This window comes from Pseudomonas sp. NC02 (assembly GCF_002874965.1).
Taxonomy (GTDB): domain Bacteria; phylum Pseudomonadota; class Gammaproteobacteria; order Pseudomonadales; family Pseudomonadaceae; genus Aquipseudomonas.
Genome location: NZ_CP025624.1, coordinates 24,013 through 40,533 on the forward strand (window position 1 = coordinate 24,013; position 16,521 = coordinate 40,533).

The following is a 16,521-nucleotide window of genomic DNA, read 5'->3' on the forward strand; positions in this document are numbered from 1 at the left end:
CGGAGAGTGAGTAATGGTCAACAGGTGGCGTGTGCGAGAAGCCGCACGAGAAATTCGCGCAGGCGCAGTGATTGCCTATCCAACCGAGGCGGTCTGGGGCCTGGGCTGTGACCCTTGGAACGAAGAAGCGGTGGATCGGTTGCTGGCGATCAAGGGCCGGTCTGTGGATAAGGGGCTGATCCTGATTGCCGACAATATCCGTCAGTTCGATTTTCTCTTCGAAGACTTTCCCGATGAGTGGATGGACCGCATGGCCAGTACCTGGCCTGGCCCGAATACGTGGCTGGTGCCCCATCAGGACTTGCTGCCCGAGTGGATTACCGGGGTGCATGACACGGTGGCGTTGCGGGTGACTGATCATCCGCAAGTGCGGGATCTGTGCTCGCTGGTCGGGCCACTGATTTCCACCTCGGCCAATCCGCAGGGCCGCCCGGCGGCGCGCACGCGGATTCGTGTGGAGCAGTATTTCCGTGGGCAGGTGGATCTGGTGTTGGGCGGGAATCTGGGGGGGCGCAAGAACCCGAGTTTGATTCGGGATCTGGCGACGGGTGAGGTTGTGCGGCCTTCCTGAGACCGAGCCGCCTGCTTTCGCGAGCAAGCCCGCTCCCACATTTGTTCGCGTTCCAAAAGTTGGACTCGGTCAAATGTGGGAGCGGGCTTGCTCGCGAAGAGGCCCTCAAACCCGCTGAAAATCCAACGCCCTATGGCAGCAGAATGGTCGACCCAGTCGTCCGCCGCGCCGACAACTCAATTTGCGCCTTCGCCGCATCCCCCAACGAAAATCGTTGGTTAATATCAATCTGCAGCTTCCCGCTGATGATCATCGAAAACAGATCATCCGCCATCGCCTGCAGGTTTTCCGGGTTGTTGGCATAGGTCGCCAATGTCGGCCGGGTCACATACAGCGAGCCCTTGGCCGCCAGAATCCCCAGGTTGACCCCATCCACCGCCCCCGAAGCATTACCGAAACTCACCACCAGCCCGCGTGGCGCGACGCTGTCCAAGGATGTGAGCCAGGTGTCCTTGCCTACGCCGTCGTACACCACTGGGCACTTCTTGCCGTCAGTCAGTTCCAGCACGCGTTGTGCGACATTTTCCTTGCTGTAGTCGATGGTTTCCCAGGCGCCGAGGGATTTGGCCAGCGCCGCTTTTTCCGGCGAACTCACGGTACCGATCAGCTTCACGCCCAAGGCCTTGGCCCATTGGCAAGCCAGGGAGCCGACGCCACCGGCAGCGGCGTGGAACAGAATGGTTTCGCCGCCCTTCAACTCATAGGTCTGGCGCAACAGGTACTGCACCGTCAGGCCCTTGAGCATCGCGCCGGCGGCCTGTTCGAAGCTGATGTCGTCCGGCAGGTGCACCAGGTTGGCAGCCGGCAACACATGCAATTCGCTGTAGGCGCCCAGCGGGCCGCTGCCGTAGGCCACGCGATCGCCGACCTTGAATTGAGTGACTTCGCTGCCCACCGCATCAACCACGCCGGCACCTTCTGCGCCCAGGCCCGACGGCAAGGCCGGTGGTGCATACAGGCCGCTGCGGAAATAGGTGTCGATAAAGTTCAGGCCAATGGCCTTGTTCTGCACGCGAACCTGCTGCGGGCCGGGTTCGGCCGGGGTGTAGTCCACATACTCAAGCACTTCGGGTCCGCCATGGGCACGGAACTGGATACGTTTGGCCATCTGCACTCTCCTTAAGTCATTTCGCGTAGCCCCCTATCGGACTCCTAAGCTTGATCTTCGTCAACTGTGGCAGCAGTGGGTGCAGTGGTATCCTGTGCGCCCATTTGCCGCCGATGCCCAATGGCCTCGTGTAGCGTTGCCCGATTCAAGGTGATGTCATGACTACCCGCACCGAGGCTGTCAAAGCCTACCTGCTTGACCTGCAAGACCGCATTTGCAGCGCCCTGGAAACCTTCGAGACGGACACTCGCTTCATCGAAGACGCCTGGACCCGGCCTGCCGGCGGCGGCGGTCGCACCCGTGTGATCGAAAACGGTTCGGTAATCGAGAAAGGCGGCGTTAACTTTTCCCACGTGTTTGGCAGCGGCCTCCCACCGTCCGCCAGTGCCCATCGCCCGGAATTGGCCGGTCGCGGTTTTGAAGCCCTCGGCGTGTCGCTGGTGATCCACCCGCACAACCCGCATGTGCCGACTTCCCACGCCAATGTGCGTTTTTTCATCGCTGAAAAAGAAGGCGAAGAGCCTGTGTGGTGGTTTGGCGGCGGCTTCGACCTGACGCCCTACTACGGCAACGAAGAAGACTGCATCCACTGGCACCGCGTCGCCGAACAGGCCTGCGCGCCGTTTGGCCCGGACGTTTATTCGCGCTACAAGGCCTGGTGCGACACCTACTTCCACATCAAGCACCGCAACGAACCGCGTGGCATCGGCGGTTTGTTCTTCGATGATTTGAACGAGTGGGACTTCGACACCAGCTTCGCCTTCATGCGCGCCATCGGCGACGCCTACATTGACGCCTACCTGCCAATCGTCCAGCGCCGCAAGGCCATGGCCTATACCGAGCAGCAGCGCGAGTTCCAGGAATTCCGCCGTGGCCGCTACGTCGAGTTCAACCTGGTCTACGACCGTGGCACTTTGTTTGGCCTGCAATCGGGCGGGCGTACCGAGTCGATCCTGATGTCGCTGCCACCACAAGTGCGCTGGAGCTATGACTGGAAAGCCGCCCCCGACAGCGAAGAAGCGCGCCTAACCGACTACTTCCTGCAAGACCGCGACTGGCTGGGTGTGCTGCCCAAGGCGGCGGTCTGATGGATCGTTATGTCGTCTTCGGCAACCCCATCGGCCACAGCAAGTCGCCGCTGATTCACCGTCTGTTCGCCGAACAGACCGGCGAGCAACTGGACTACAGCACCTTGCTCGCGCCGTTGGAGGATTTCACCGGCTGTGCAAAAGCATTTTTCGCACAAGGCCGTGGCGCCAACGTCACCGTACCGTTCAAGGAAGAGGCCTATCGCCTGGCCAATACCCTGACCGAACGCGCCCAACGGGCTGGCGCGGTGAATACCCTGAGCAAGCTCGGCGATGGCAGCCTGTTGGGAGACAACACCGACGGCGCCGGCCTGGTGCGGGATTTGACGGTGAATGCCGGGTTCAGCCTGCAAGGCAAACGCATCCTGCTGCTGGGCGCCGGTGGTGCGGTGCGCGGCGCGTTGGAGCCATTGCTGGCTGAGCAGCCGGCTTCGCTGATCATTGCCAACCGCACCGTGGAAAAAGCCGAATTGCTCGCCGAGCTGTTCGACGACCTCGGCCCGGTGTCCGCCAGCGGTTTCGACTGGCTGCGTGAACCGGTGGACCTGATCATCAATGCCACGTCCGCCAGCCTGTCAGGCGATGTACCGCCGATTGCCGGCAGCCTGATCGAACCCGGAAAGACTTTTTGCTACGACATGATGTACGGCAAAGAGCCTACGGCTTTCTGCCGCTGGGCCAGTGAGCAGGGCGCGGCGGTGGCAATGGATGGCCTGGGGATGCTGGTGGAACAGGCCGCGGAAGCGTTCTTCCTGTGGCGCGGTGTGCGCCCGGATTCGGCGCCGGTGCTGGCTGAATTGCGTAGCCAACTGGCCTGACGCAATCCGAATGTGGGAGCGGGCTTGCTCGCGAATGCGGTGGATCAGTCGATACATACGGCGACTGTCACACCGCATTCGCGAGCAAGCCCGCTCCCACAGTTTCAACCGCATTCAGTCTTCGAAATGGATGGGGCATTGGTCGGCCCCTTCCAGTTTCCTCAACTCTTCCACCACCTGTGGCCGGGCCTTGCGCAACGCCAGGCTGCGCCCCACTCCATTCAATCGGCGCGCCTCCTGGTGCAGCATCTCCACCCCGGAATAGTCGATAAAGTTGATCTGCTGCGCCTCGATCACCACCCGCTGGCCGTGCAGGCTTTGCAGCCGCACCTGCAGGTAATGGCTGGCGCCGAAAAAGATCGACCCGCCGACCCGCAGCACATCGTCCTCTCCGTCACGCCATTGCTGGACCCGCGGCTGTGAGGTGCGCTTGAGGTAGAAAAACAGCGACGCCAGCACCCCGGCGTAAATGGCCGTTTGCAACTCCAGCAACAGCGTGGCGATGCAGGTCAGGCTCATCACCACGAACTCTGCGCGGCTGACCCGGAACAGCGCCCGAATACCGCGATGGTCGACCAACCCCCAGCAAATCAGCAGGATGCTGGCGGCCATGCTCGGGATCGGGATATGCGCGATCAATGCCGCACCGAACAGCGCGAACAACGCCACCCACAATGCGGAAAACACCCCCGCCAGCGGCGAACAGGCGCCTGCCTCATAACTCAGGCCCGACCGTGTGAAGGAACCCGCCGACAAGTACCCCGAGAAAAATCCACCGACGATGTTGGATAAACCCTGGGCGCGCACTTCCTGATTTGCATCGAGCAATTGTTGGGAGCGGGCCGACAGTGAGCGCGCAATCGACAGGCTGGTCACCAGCCCCAGCATGCCCACCGCCACGGCACTCGGCAGCAGGCGCAGGACCATGTCCAGATCCATCGGCAGCGGGCTGAACGGTGGCAGCTTGCCGACAAATGAACTGACCCGCGCCACCTCCCCGAACATCGCCGGCCACAACCACGGGATGAGGCTGCCCAGGGCCAGCGCGATCAACAGGGTTGGCCAGCGCGGTACCCAGAGTTTCAGCAGCACCCCCACCAGCAAGGTGCCGAGCCCGAGCACCAGTGAAGGACGATTCCACTCCCCGGCATGGTTGATCAGCGCCAGCAGACTGTTGATCGCCGTGGCCTGGCTGGGCAGGTCCAGCCCCAGCAGGTTGGGCAGTTGGCCCAGGGCGATCACCACCGCAGCGCCGAGGGTGAAGCCGAGCACCACTGAATGCGAGACGAAATTCACCAGGGCGCCGAAGCGCAGCATGCCCAACAGCCATTGGAAGACGCCGGCCAGGAATGTCAGCAACAGGATGAGTGTGATGTAGTCCTGGGAGCCGGGCACGGCCAACGGGCTGACGCTGGCGTAGAGCACGATAGAGATGGCTGCCGTGGGGCCGCAGATCAGGTGCCAGGAAGAGCCCCACAAGCAGGCGATCAATACCGGGATGATCGCGGCGTACAGGCCATACTCCGGTGGGAGACCGGCGATCAGCGCGTAGGCAATGGACTGGGGTAATGCCAGGACTGCACCGCTCAGGCCGACGACCGCGTCCCTTCCGACGCTGGCGCGGGTTTGGCGCGGGAGCCAGCTGAGGAAGGGAAAGAGTGTATGGCGGTTGGGCCAGGGCATTGGAAACTCGGTTGAAGAGGTTTGAATCAGAGTATCAGGCTCATGATGATCGTTCCCACGCTCTGCGTGGGAATGCCGTCTTGGACGCTCTGCGTCCGCTCTTGAGTCGTGAAGCGCAGCGTCACCGGATGCGTTCCCACGCAGAGCGTGGGAACGATCAGTGCATCAGAGTTTGGCTTTTACAGCGGCCAGTGCATCCTGGCCGTCCACGGTTTTAACCCCGTCCAGCCACTTGTCCAGCACCGCCGGGTTCGCCTTGATCCACGCCTTCGCCGCGTCCGCATTACTGACCTTCTTGTTCACCACCTCAGCCATGATGGCGTTCTCCATCTCCTGGGTGAAACTCAGGTTGGTCAGCAATTTCCCCACATTCGGGCACGCCTGTGCATAGCCCTTGCGGGTCAACGTATACACGCTGCCGGTGTCACCAAAGTACTTCTCCCCACCCTTGAGGTAATGCATCTTCAACTGCACGTTCATCGGGTGCGGCGTCCAGCCGAGGAAGGTCACGAACTTCTGCTTCTTCACCGCCCGGGACACTTCGGCCAGCATCGCCTGTTCACTGGACTCGATCAGCTTCCACTGGCCCAGGTCAAAGTCGTTCTTCTTGATGATTTCCTGCAACGAGAGATTCGCTGGCGCACCCGAACCGATGCCGTAGATCTTCTTGTCGAACTTGTCGGCAAACTTGTTCAGGTCGGCAAAGTCATGCACCCCGGCGTCCCAGACATAGTCCGGCACGGCCAGGGTGAACTCGGTACCGTCGAGGTTCTTCGCCAGTTGCACCACATCGCCATTGGCCACGAACTTGTCGTAGAAGCCTTGCTGCGCCGGCATCCAGTTACCCAGGAACACGTCCACCTGGCCGTCCTTGAGCCCGCCAAAGGTGATCGGCACCGCAAGGGTGTCGACCTTGGCCTTGTAGCCCATGCCGTTCAACAGGAAACCGGTAATGGCATTGGTGGCGGCGATATCGCTCCAGCCCGGATCGGCCATCTTCACGGTGTCGCAGCTGGTGTCCGCGTAGGCGCCGGCACTGCTCAATGCCAGCAGCGCAACGCTCAACACGGTGGATAACTTTTGCATGGCCTTCCCCTCAGTTTTATTGGTTTTGGCAGGGTTGTGGAAAACGTGCCTTGCGCTCCAGATCGTCGAGGTCGATGTGGTTGCGCATGTATTGCTGACTGGCGTCTACCAGTGGCTGGTGGTCCCAGCTCTTCAGCTTGCCCTGGGTCAGCGCCTCGAACACCAGGCGGCGACGGCGTTGGCTGGCGAGCACCTGCTGGTGGATCGCAGGGATGTCCCATTTGGCCCGCGCTTCATGCAAAAACGCCTCGAACAGTGGCCGGTGTTCCGGTGACTGGCTGAGGTCCTCCCGCTCGTGCGGGTCGTTGTGCACATCGAACAATAGGCAAGGATCGTCCTCGCTGTAGATGAACTTGTAGGCGCCACGGCGAATCATCATCAGCGGGCTGATGGTGCCCTCGGCCATGTACTCACCGAACACTTCGTCGTGCCCGCCCTGCCCTTGCAGGTGAGACACCAGCGAGCGGCCGTCCAGCGCCAGCCTCGGGTCCAGCTCGCCGCCGGCCAGTTCCACCAGGGTAGGCAGCAGGTCGGCGGTGGACACGGCGGCGGTCACCCGGCCGGCCGCAAACTGCCCCGGCGCGCTGATCAGCAGCGGCACGCGGGCGGCCATTTCAAACCAGTGCATTTTGTACCAGAGCCCGCGCTCGCCGAGCATGTCGCCGTGGTCGCCGGAGAAGATGATGATGGTGTCATCGGCCAGGCCCGTGTCTTCCAGGGTTTGCAGGAGCTTGCCGACGTTACTGTCAATGTAGCTGCACGCGCCGAAGTAGGCGCGGCGTGCATCGCGGATCTTGTTCAGCGGCAGCGGCTTGTCCCACAGGTCATAGACCTTGAGCAGGCGCTGGGAGTGAGGGTCGAGGTCAGCCTGTGGCGGTGTTGCAGGCAGCGGGATGTCGTTGTCGTCGTACAGGTCCCAGAACGGTTTGGGAATGGTGTAAGGGTCGTGTGGGTGAGTCATCGACACGGTCAGGCAGAACGGCTGGTCGCCATCCTCGCGGATATGGTCGAACAGGTACTGCTGGGCCTTGAACACCACCTCTTCGTCGAAATCCAGCTGGTTGGTGCGCACGCACGGCCCGGCCTGCAGCACCGACGCCATGTTGTGGTACCAGGAGGGGCGCACGTCCGGCTCATCCCAGTTCACGGCCCAGCCATAGTCGGCCGGGTAGATGTCACTGGTCAGGCGTTCTTCATAGCCGTGGAGCTGGTCGGGGCCGCAAAAATGCATCTTGCCCGACAGCGCGGTGCGGTAGCCAAGGCGACGCAGGTAGTGGGCATAGGTCGGCACGTCGGCGGGGAAATCAGCTGCGTTGTCGTAGGCGCCGATCTTGCTCGGCAACTGGCCACTCACCAGGGTAAAGCGCGATGGCGCACACAGCGGGCTGTTGCAATAGGCGGCATCGAACACCACACCCTCGGCGGCGAGACGGCTCAGGTTCGGCAGTTTGATAGGCGAAGGACCGTAGAACGGAAGCATCGGCGCGGCCATTTGATCGGCCATGATAAAAAGAATGTTCTTGCGCTTCATGGTTTCGCGGCATTCCATAGTCGATGTTTATGCGAATGAGCATGCAGGCCATGGAAATAGTGGTAAAGCCCATGAGAAGCAATGTCTAGGATAAGCCCAGCTTATGTATCAATCCCTCGGTCACCTGTCACTCGACTTGCTGCGTGCCTTTGAATCCGCAGCGCGCCAACGCAGCTTTACGGCAGCGGCGATGGAGTTGGGCACCACCCAGCCGGCCATCAGCCAGCAGATCAAGCGCCTGGAAGAACAGCTGAAGGTGCGCCTGTTTGATCGCATCTACCGTGGCATCGAGCTGACCGACGCGGGCGCCTTGTTATTCGAGCAGGTACAGGCCGGTTTGCAGAGCATCAACCAGGGCCTGAGCGCGATTGCCGAGCAGGACCAGCATGAAGTCCTGCAGGTGGCGACCGACTTTGCCTTCGCCGCGTATTGGCTGATGCCACGCCTGCATCGTTTCCATGAAGCCAACCCGCAGGTGGACGTGAGCCTGGTCACCAGCGAGCGTAACCACGCCACGTTGCGCAGCGATATCGACGTAGCGGTGCTGTTCGGTGACGGCCGCTTCAAACAGGGCGACAGCCTGTGGCTGTTCAACGAGGAAGTGTTCCCGGTGTGCAGCCCGCAGCTACTCCAGGACCGAGTCGCGCCACTGTCGGTGCAGAGCCTGCTGGAGTTCCCCTTGCTGCACCTGCGCCAGCAAAACAACAACCAGTGGTTCGACTGGAGCGGGGTGTTTCGCGAACTGGGCATCACCACCGCGCCCACCCCGGGCCAACTGCGTTTCGACAATTACACGCTGTTGATCCAGGCCGCGATCGCGGGCCAGGGCGTGGCCATCGGCTGGCGTCACCTTGTGGATAACCTGCTGGAGCAAAAATGGCTGTGCCGGCCGATTGGCGACACGGTGATCTCGCGCTTCGGCTATTACGTGGTGCTGCCCCAGCGCAAACGCCGCAGCCAGTTGATCGAGCGTTTCGTCGACTGGCTGATGACCGAACAGGCCAGCAGCGCACAATCGCTGACCGGTCTGGCCCTGCCGTCCATTGCGGTCTAGGATTTGTCGATCAATGAGCCCGGAGCCTGTCATGCAACGTATCAAGGGCTACCACGCCCATATCTATTTCGACGCCAACACCATCGACCAGGCGCGCAAACTCTGCGAAGACGCCGCGCAATTGTTTCCGCTGCGCATGGGCCGCGTGCATGAACGCCCGGTGGGCCCGCACCCGGACTGGAGCTGCCAGCTGGCATTCGAACCTGAATACATCGGCGTCGTGCTGCCTTGGCTGGCCCTCAACCGCAACGGCCTGGTGGTGTTCCTGCACCCGACCACCGGTGATGACCTCAAGGACCACACCGAACACGCGATCTGGATGGGGGCGATGCGCACGCTGGATCTGTCAATATTTTAAACTTTCAATTTCCCTATATATGGGACTGATATTTATATATTGAGACTTTGCCGGTCTTGGGTTTATATTCGCCTCATCCGCTCAGAACACTCAGGTGAAGCGATGCAGGCGCAATTGATCGCGCTCGATTGGGGAACCAGTTCCCTTCGTGCTTACAAGCTCGGCCCGGCAGGCGTCGTGATCGAACGGCGCACCTTGGCGTCGGGGATCATGCACCTGCCCACTGAAGCCCGGGAAATAGCCGGTGTTCGCTGCAGCAACGGGTTCGAGCTGGCATTCGACGCAGCCTGCGGTGACTGGCTCGACACCCAGCCCGACCTTCCCGTTATCGCCTGCGGCATGGTCGGCAGCGCCCAGGGCTGGAGCGAAGCGGCTTACCGCGACACCCCGGCCGACGTTTCTACCCTCGGCCAGGCGCTGCATGTGGTGCGCAGCCTGCGGGGCGCAGCGGTGCACATCGTGCCCGGTGTGATTCAACGCGGCGCGTTGCCCAATGTGATGCGCGGTGAAGAAACCCAGGTGCTCGGCGTGCTGCAAAGCCTGTCTGCCCATACCGGGCGCGATGTATTGATCGGCCTGCCGGGCAGCCATTCCAAGTGGGTGGAGGTGGTGGAAGGCTGCATCACTCACTTCGATACTTTCATGACCGGCGAGTTGTTCGCCGTGCTCAGTCAACACAGCATTCTGGGGCGCACCCAGCGCCCTTCCGAACAGTTCCAGGTGGCCGCTTTTGATCGCGGTGTTCAGGTTGCGCTGTCGGCAGACGGCCAAACGGGGCTGTTGTCGAACTTGTTCAGCGCACGCTCCCTGGGATTGACCGGCGAGCTGGCGCCTGACGAGCAACCGGACTATCTGTCCGGGCTGTTGATCGGCCACGAACTGACCGGCCTGCGCTCTCGCAAGCCCAACCAGCAGCGCGACATCGTCCTGGTCGGCACACCCCAACTCTGCACCCGCTACCAGCGTGCACTCCAACTCTGTGGCTTCCCCCACGTGACCCTGGCGCAGGAGGCTACCGAGCGTGGCCTTTGGCAGCTGGCCATGGCGGCGGGGCTGCTGCCTGCAACCTGACGAGAGGCCCGACATGCTCAAGCAAGCACTGACACACAACGGTTTGATCGCGATCCTGCGCGGCCTGCGACCGGAGGAGGCGCTGGCGATCGGCGAGGTGTTGTACACGGCGGGCTTCAGGGTGATCGAAGTGCCGCTGAACTCGCCGGATCCTTATTCCAGCATCCGCATCCTGCGGGACAGCCTGCCCGCCGATTGCCTGATCGGCGCCGGCACCGTGCTGACCCCGGAACAGGTCGATCAAGTCAAAGCCGCCGGCGGCCAGGTGATCGTCATGCCCCATAGCGATGCCAAGGTGCTGCGAGCCGCCAAGGCCGCGGGCCTGTATCTGTCGCCGGGTGTGGCCACGCCCACCGAAGCGTTTGCCGCGCTGGCCGAAGGCGCCGACGTGCTGAAGCTGTTCCCAGCCGAGCAAATGGGCCCGGCGGTGGTCAAGGCTTGGCTCGCGGTACTGCCCGCCGGCACCGTGCTGCTGCCGGTGGGCGGCATCACCCCGGACAACATGCAGGTATTTTTCGACGCGGGCGTCAAAGGCTTCGGCCTGGGCTCCGGGTTATTCAAGCCGGGCATGAGCGTCGCCCAAGTGGCGAGCAACGCCCAGGCCTACGTCGCCGCCTGGCATGCCTTGGGCTGATCAGCGTTCTCCATCTACAAGAGAGATAAGAAGATGAAAATCACCAAACTGACCACCTTCATCGTCCCGCCGCGCTGGTGCTTCCTCAAGGTTGAAACCGACCAGGGCGTGACTGGTTGGGGCGAGCCCGTTGTCGAGGGCCGCGCCCATACCGTGGCTGCCGCGGTCGAAGAATTGTCCGACTACTTGATCGGCAAGGACCCACGCAATATCGAAGACATCTGGACCGTGCTCTATCGCGGCGGTTTCTACCGTGGCGGCGCGATCCATATGAGCGCTCTCGCCGGTATCGACCAGGCGCTGTGGGACATCAAGGGCAAGGCCCTCGGCGTGTCGGTCAGCGACCTGCTGGGTGGCCAGGTGCGCGACAAGATCCGCGTGTATTCGTGGATCGGTGGCGACCGCCCGGCCGACACTGCCCGCGCCGCCAAGGAAGCCGTGGCCCGTGGTTTTACCGCGGTGAAAATGAACGGCACCGAAGAGCTGCAATTTCTCGACAGCTTCGAAAAAGTCGACCAGGCCCTGGCCAACGTCGCCGCCGTGCGGGATGCGGTCGGGCCGAACGTCGGCATCGGCGTCGACTTCCATGGCCGGGTGCACAAACCCATGGCCAAGGTGCTGATGAAGGAACTCGACCCCTACAAACTGATGTTTATCGAAGAACCGGTGCTCAGCGAAAACTACGAAGCGCTGAAAGAACTGGCGCCGCTCACCAGCACCCCGATTGCCCTCGGCGAGCGCCTGTTCTCGCGCTGGGACTTCAAGCGCGTGCTCAGCGAAGGCTACGTCGACATCATCCAGCCGGATGCTTCCCACGCCGGCGGTATCACCGAAACCCGCAAGATTGCCAACATGGCCGAAGCCTACGACGTGGCCCTTGCCCTGCACTGCCCGCTCGGCCCGATTGCCCTGGCAGCGTGCCTGCAGCTGGATGCGGTTTGCTACAACGCGTTCATCCAGGAACAGAGCCTGGGCATTCACTACAACGAGAGCAATGACCTGCTGGATTACGTGCGCGATCCGGGTGTTTTCGACTACGACCAGGGCTTTGTGAAAATCCCCAACGGGCCAGGCCTGGGCATCGAGATCAACGAGGAATACGTGATCGAACGCGCGGCCATCGGGCATCGCTGGCGCAATCCGATCTGGCGGCATGCCGACGGCAGCTTCGCGGAGTGGTAAACACCGCGAATTTGAGATGAAAACCCAATCAATGTGGGAGCGGGCTTGCTCGCGAAGGCGGAGTGTCAGTCAACACCTCCGCTGCTGGTAGACCGCTTTCGCGAGCAAGCCCGCTCCCACATTTGATTCGGTTTCGTCAGTAAGACCTGTCCTCAATAACCATAAGAAGAGGCAACCCCCATGCAATCCGAGTCCTTCACCGGGCAGGCTTCTTTAGTCACGCCCAGCCGAAAGCGTTTCTTCATCATGGTGCTGCTGTTCATCACCGTGGTGATCAACTACCTGGACCGCAGCAACCTGTCGATTGCCGCTCCGGCCCTGACCAGCGAGCTGGGGATCGACCCGGTGCATGTCGGGCTGATCTTCTCCGCGTTCGGCTGGACCTACGCGGCCATGCAGATTCCCGGCGGCTGGCTGGTGGACCGGGTGCCGCCGCGCATTCTCTACAGCGTCGCCCTGCTGCTGTGGTCGGTGGCCACGGTGATGCTCGGTTTCGCCGCCAGCTTCATCGCGCTGTTCGTATTGCGCATGGCGGTGGGCGCCCTGGAGGCCCCGGCCTACCCGATCAACAGCCGCGTGGTCACCACCTGGTTCCCCGAGCGTGAACGGGCCACGGCGATTGGTGTTTATACCTCCGGGCAGTTTGTCGGGCTGGCGTTTCTCACGCCGGTGTTGGCCTGGCTGCAACACACCTTTGGCTGGCACATGGTGTTTGTCGCCACCGGCGGCGTGGGCATTGTGTGGGCGTTGATCTGGTACGCGGTGTACCGCGAGCCACGGGATTTCAAAGGCGCGAATGCGGCGGAAATCGAGCTGATCCGCGAAGGCGGCGGGTTGGTGGACATCCAGGCGCAGGCGGCCAAGGCGCCGTTCAGCTGGGTCGACCTCGGCATCGTGTTGAGCAAGCGCAAGCTGTGGGGGATCTACCTGGGGCAGTTCTGCCTGAATTCCACGTTGTGGTTTTTCCTGACGTGGTTTCCGACCTACCTGGTGAAATATCGCGGCATGGACTTCATCAAGTCCGGCCTGCTGGCGTCGCTGCCGTTTCTGGCGGCGTTTGTCGGGGTGCTGTGTTCGGGGCTGTTTTCCGATTGGCTGATTCGCCGGGGAGCGTCCGTGGGGTTTGCGCGCAAGTTGCCGATCATTGGCGGGCTGTTGATTTCCACGGCGATCATCGGCGCCAACTTTGTTGATTCCACGGCGTGGGTGATTGCGTTTCTGGCGGTGGCGTTTTTCGGCAATGGCCTGGCGTCGATCACCTGGTCGCTGGTGTCGACCCTGGCGCCGGCAAGGCTGCTGGGGCTGACCGGAGGGGTGTTCAACTTCATCGGCAATCTGTCGGCGATTACCACGCCGATCGTGATTGGCTTTCTGGCGACCGGGGATTCGTTTGCGCCGGCGATTACGTACATCGCGGTGCTGGCGTTGTTGGGTGCGTTGTCCTACATCTTGCTGGTCGGCAAGGTCGAGCGTATCGAGATTTAGGCGACTGCTGCGGCGAGGGAGCTGGTGTGGCGAGGGAGCTTGCTCCCGCTGGAGTGCGCAGCGCTCCCAGGATTTTGGGGCCGCTGCGCAGCCCAGCGGGAGCAAGCTCCCTCGCCACACCAGCTCCCTCGCCACAGCAAGCTCCCTCACCACAAAAGCAGTGCGGCTCTAGTACAGCGCGCCATCCAGAATCTGATAGACGATGCTGGTGCCAACGGCGATCAATACGATGTCCCCACCCGAACGGCGCCATTCATAACCAGGGTATTGCGGCAGATGGCCCAGCGCCCGTGGGTCCAGACGCTCACCATAGTAGTTTGGCGGCAGGCGCTGGCCGCGCACCAGGTGGATGCCGGGAGGCGGCGGCGCGCCACGGCGGAAGTCGCCATGGTTGTCGCGGATGACCTGTCTCACTGGACCAAAGTCCTGAGGCGGCCCGCCACGGTGGTTGTCCTGCGGCCCGCGATGGTCATCGCCACGTTGATCGTGCTGGCCCTGTGGGCCACCACGGTCAGGTCCGCCACCCTGATCATAGGGCGCAGCTTGGACCAGGGCGCTGGCGCCAAGCACCAGCACGCCTACACCTGCAATCAAACGTTTGGGGATTTTCATGGGGCTGTTTCCTCAGTACTGCACGAACAAAAAAGGGATTTCGAACCGGGTTCGAAATCCCTTGGTCTTGTTAGCTTAGGTGCTGATTTGCCAGCATGATTCCTCTGTATCAGGAACTTTACCTACCGCTTACGAGCCGCTTACTTACGGGCGTTGCGTACACCTTCCGACAGCGCCGAGCACAGGGTCAATACACCGTCGATGGCCTGTTGATCATTGCTGGCGTTGGCGATGTGGTCGATCAGTGCCGACCCCACCACCACACCGTCTGCCAGGCGGGCGATTGCAGCGGCCTGCTCCGGGGTGCGGATGCCGAAACCGATGCTGATCGGCAGGTCGGTATGCCGACGCAGACGGGCCACGGCCTCTTCGACGTGTTCCAGGGTCGCGGCGCCTGCGCCGGTCACACCGGCCACCGAGACGTAGTACACAAACCCTGAGCTGCCGTTGAGCACGGTCGGCAGGCGCGCGTCGTCGGTGGTCGGCGTGGTCAGGCGGATAAAGTCGATACCGGCAGCCTGGGCCGGGTCGCACAGCTCGCCGTTATGTTCCGGCGGCATGTCGACCACGATCAGGCCGTCGACGCCGGCTTCTTTCGCATCGCTGATGAAGCGTGGCACGCCGTACATGTGGATCGGGTTGAAGTAGCCCATCAGCACCAGCGGCGTGTCGCTGTTGCCCTCGCGGAACTCGCGAACCATTTGCAGGGTTTTCGTGAGGTTCTGCTTGGCGGTCAGCGCGCGGATGTTGGCCAGTTGAATGGCCGGGCCGTCAGCCATCGGGTCAGTGAACGGCATGCCCAGTTCGATCACATCGGCGCCGGCCGCCGGCAAGCCCTTGAGGATCGCCAGCGAGGTGTCATAGCCCGGGTCGCCAGCGGTGACGAAGGTCACCAGGGCGGCGCGGTTTTGTTCTTTCAGTTGCGCAAAACGTGTTTGCAGGCGGCTCATTTAGTGTTTCTCCTGCTTGGACTGTTCCATGTGGTGCATCACGGTTTGCATGTCTTTGTCGCCACGGCCGGACAGGTTGACCACCATCAGGTGATCTTTCGGCAAGGTCGGCGCGCGCTTGAACACTTCGGCCAAGGCGTGGGCGCTTTCCAGTGCAGGAATAATCCCTTCCAGGCGGCAGCATTTGTGAAAGGCGTCGAGGGCTTCGTCGTCGGTCACCGAGGTGTACTGGACGCGACCGATGTCGTGCAACCAGGCGTGTTCAGGGCCGATGCCCGGGTAGTCGAGGCCCGCTGAGATCGAGTGGGCGTCGATGATCTGGCCATCGTCGTCCTGCAACAGGAAGGTACGGTTGCCGTGGAGCACACCCGGTACGCCGCCGTTGAGGCTGGCCGCGTGTTTGCCGGTCTCGATGCCGTAGCCGGCCGCTTCAACGCCGATGATCTCGACGCTGGTGTCATCCAGGAACGGATGGAACAGGCCCATGGCATTGGAACCGCCGCCGATGCACGCCACCAGGCTGTCGGGCAGACGGCCTTCCTGGGCCTGCAGTTGGGTACGGGTTTCCTTGCCGATCACGGCCTGGAAGTCGCGAACCATGGCTGGGTACGGGTGCGGACCGGCCACGGTGCCGATCAGGTAGAAGGTGCTGTCGACGTTGGTCACCCAGTCACGCAGGGCTTCGTTCATCGCGTCTTTCAGGGTGCCGGTGCCGGCGACCACCGGGATCACTTCAGCGCCCAGCAGCTTCATGCGAAATACGTTGGCCTGCTGGCGCTCGATGTCGGTGGTGCCCATGTAGATCACGCATTGCAGGCCGAAACGCGCGGCGACGGTGGCCGTGGCCACACCGTGCATGCCGGCGCCGGTCTCGGCGATGATGCGTTTTTTACCCATGCGCCGCGCCAGCAGGATCTGGCCGATGCAGTTGTTGATCTTGTGGGCGCCGGTGTGGTTCAGCTCTTCGCGCTTGAGGTAGATCTTGGCGCCACCGCAGAACTCGGTCAGGCGCTCGGCGAAGTACAGCGGGCTTGGGCGTCCGACGTAGTCGCGCTGGAAGTAGGCCAGTTCTTCGTTGAAGGCCGGATCGATCTTGGCCGCTTCGTATTCGCGGGCCAGATCAAGGATCAACGGCATCAGGGTTTCCGCCACGTAGCGGCCGCCGAACGAACCAAACAGGCCATTGGCATCCGGGCCGTTGCGTAAATCGGTCTGGGTCTGAGTCATGGGACGCTCCAGGTAGAAAATGTGTAAGAGGCAATGACGGTCACTCTACCCCTGACGCTTCCA

Annotated in this window: 16 protein-coding genes; 9 read left to right on the top strand and 7 right to left on the bottom strand. The window is 62.1% G+C overall.

All coding sequences use genetic code 11. The annotated features are described in order from the left end of the window. Positions 1–13: 13 nt before the first annotated feature. Positions 14–571 (top strand): L-threonylcarbamoyladenylate synthase, encoded by a 558-nt coding sequence (locus tag C0058_RS00110; protein ID WP_003213622.1) that lies wholly within the window; start codon positions 14–16, stop codon positions 569–571. A 130-nt stretch (positions 572–701) separates the two neighbouring features. Here the strand turns inward: C0058_RS00110 and C0058_RS00115 are convergent, their stop codons facing one another. After that, positions 702–1,679 (bottom strand): NADPH:quinone reductase, encoded by a 978-nt coding sequence (locus C0058_RS00115; protein ID WP_076013283.1) that lies wholly within the window; start codon positions 1,677–1,679, stop codon positions 702–704. 158 nt (positions 1,680–1,837) lie between these two features. Here C0058_RS00115 and hemF point away from each other — a divergent pair, with 158 nt between their 5' ends. Then, on the top strand, positions 1,838–2,767 hold the full coding sequence (gene hemF, locus C0058_RS00120; protein WP_003213625.1) for an oxygen-dependent coproporphyrinogen oxidase: 930 nt from the start codon (positions 1,838–1,840) through the stop codon (positions 2,765–2,767). After that, positions 2,767–3,585: a shikimate dehydrogenase gene (aroE, locus tag C0058_RS00125; protein ID WP_102367811.1), complete on the top strand. Its 819-nt coding sequence runs from the start codon at positions 2,767–2,769 to the stop codon at positions 3,583–3,585. The genes hemF and aroE overlap by 1 nt, the downstream gene beginning before the upstream one ends. A gap of 114 nt (positions 3,586–3,699) precedes the next feature. Here aroE and C0058_RS00130 read toward each other — a convergent pair whose 3' ends face one another. The 3 genes from C0058_RS00130 to betC form a co-directional block, all read right to left on the bottom strand. After that, positions 3,700–5,268 (bottom strand): SulP family inorganic anion transporter, encoded by a 1,569-nt coding sequence (locus C0058_RS00130; RefSeq protein ID WP_102367812.1) that lies wholly within the window; start codon positions 5,266–5,268, stop codon positions 3,700–3,702. 165 nt (positions 5,269–5,433) lie between these two features. Next, entirely contained in the window at positions 5,434–6,354 is a 921-nt protein-coding gene (gene choX / locus C0058_RS00135; RefSeq protein ID WP_008439569.1) for a choline ABC transporter substrate-binding protein, read from the bottom strand. 16 nt (positions 6,355–6,370) lie between these two features. Next, on the bottom strand, positions 6,371–7,885 hold the full coding sequence (gene betC / locus C0058_RS00140; protein WP_008439571.1) for a choline-sulfatase: 1,515 nt from the start codon (positions 7,883–7,885) through the stop codon (positions 6,371–6,373). A 103-nt stretch (positions 7,886–7,988) separates the two neighbouring features. Here betC and C0058_RS00145 point away from each other — a divergent pair, with 103 nt between their 5' ends. The 6 genes from C0058_RS00145 (at position 7,989) to C0058_RS00170 (ending at position 13,669) form a co-directional block, all read left to right on the top strand. Further along, positions 7,989–8,939: a LysR family transcriptional regulator gene (locus C0058_RS00145; RefSeq protein ID WP_102367813.1), complete on the top strand. Its 951-nt coding sequence runs from the start codon at positions 7,989–7,991 to the stop codon at positions 8,937–8,939. Positions 8,940–8,970: 31 nt separating this feature from the next. Then, positions 8,971–9,297, top strand: coding sequence for a DOPA 4,5-dioxygenase family protein (locus C0058_RS00150; protein WP_003213639.1), 327 nt, complete (start codon positions 8,971–8,973; stop codon positions 9,295–9,297). A 102-nt stretch (positions 9,298–9,399) separates the two neighbouring features. After that, complete coding sequence (locus C0058_RS00155) at positions 9,400–10,368, top strand: 2-dehydro-3-deoxygalactonokinase (RefSeq protein WP_102367814.1); 969 nt, start codon at positions 9,400–9,402, stop codon at positions 10,366–10,368. Between the two features lie 13 nt (positions 10,369–10,381). After that, positions 10,382–11,002, top strand: a complete 621-nt coding sequence (locus C0058_RS00160; protein WP_003213643.1) for a 2-dehydro-3-deoxy-6-phosphogalactonate aldolase — start codon at positions 10,382–10,384, stop codon at positions 11,000–11,002. 33 nt (positions 11,003–11,035) lie between these two features. Beyond that, on the top strand, positions 11,036–12,184 hold the full coding sequence (gene dgoD, locus C0058_RS00165; protein ID WP_003213645.1) for a galactonate dehydratase: 1,149 nt from the start codon (positions 11,036–11,038) through the stop codon (positions 12,182–12,184). Positions 12,185–12,364: 180 nt separating this feature from the next. Next, positions 12,365–13,669: an MFS transporter gene (locus tag C0058_RS00170; protein WP_003213647.1), complete on the top strand. Its 1,305-nt coding sequence runs from the start codon at positions 12,365–12,367 to the stop codon at positions 13,667–13,669. Between the two features lie 168 nt (positions 13,670–13,837). On the opposite strand, the gene C0058_RS00175 is transcribed toward C0058_RS00170, so the two are convergent. From C0058_RS00175 to trpB, 3 genes are all read right to left on the bottom strand, one after another. Then, positions 13,838–14,281, bottom strand: a complete 444-nt coding sequence (locus C0058_RS00175; protein WP_003214903.1) for an anti-virulence regulator CigR family protein — start codon at positions 14,279–14,281, stop codon at positions 13,838–13,840. Positions 14,282–14,421: 140 nt separating this feature from the next. Continuing rightward, positions 14,422–15,231 (bottom strand): tryptophan synthase subunit alpha, encoded by an 810-nt coding sequence (trpA, locus tag C0058_RS00180; RefSeq protein WP_102367815.1) that lies wholly within the window; start codon positions 15,229–15,231, stop codon positions 14,422–14,424. Then, on the bottom strand, positions 15,232–16,458 hold the full coding sequence (trpB, locus tag C0058_RS00185) for a tryptophan synthase subunit beta (protein WP_003214899.1): 1,227 nt from the start codon (positions 16,456–16,458) through the stop codon (positions 15,232–15,234). Positions 16,459–16,521 lie beyond the last annotated feature (63 nt).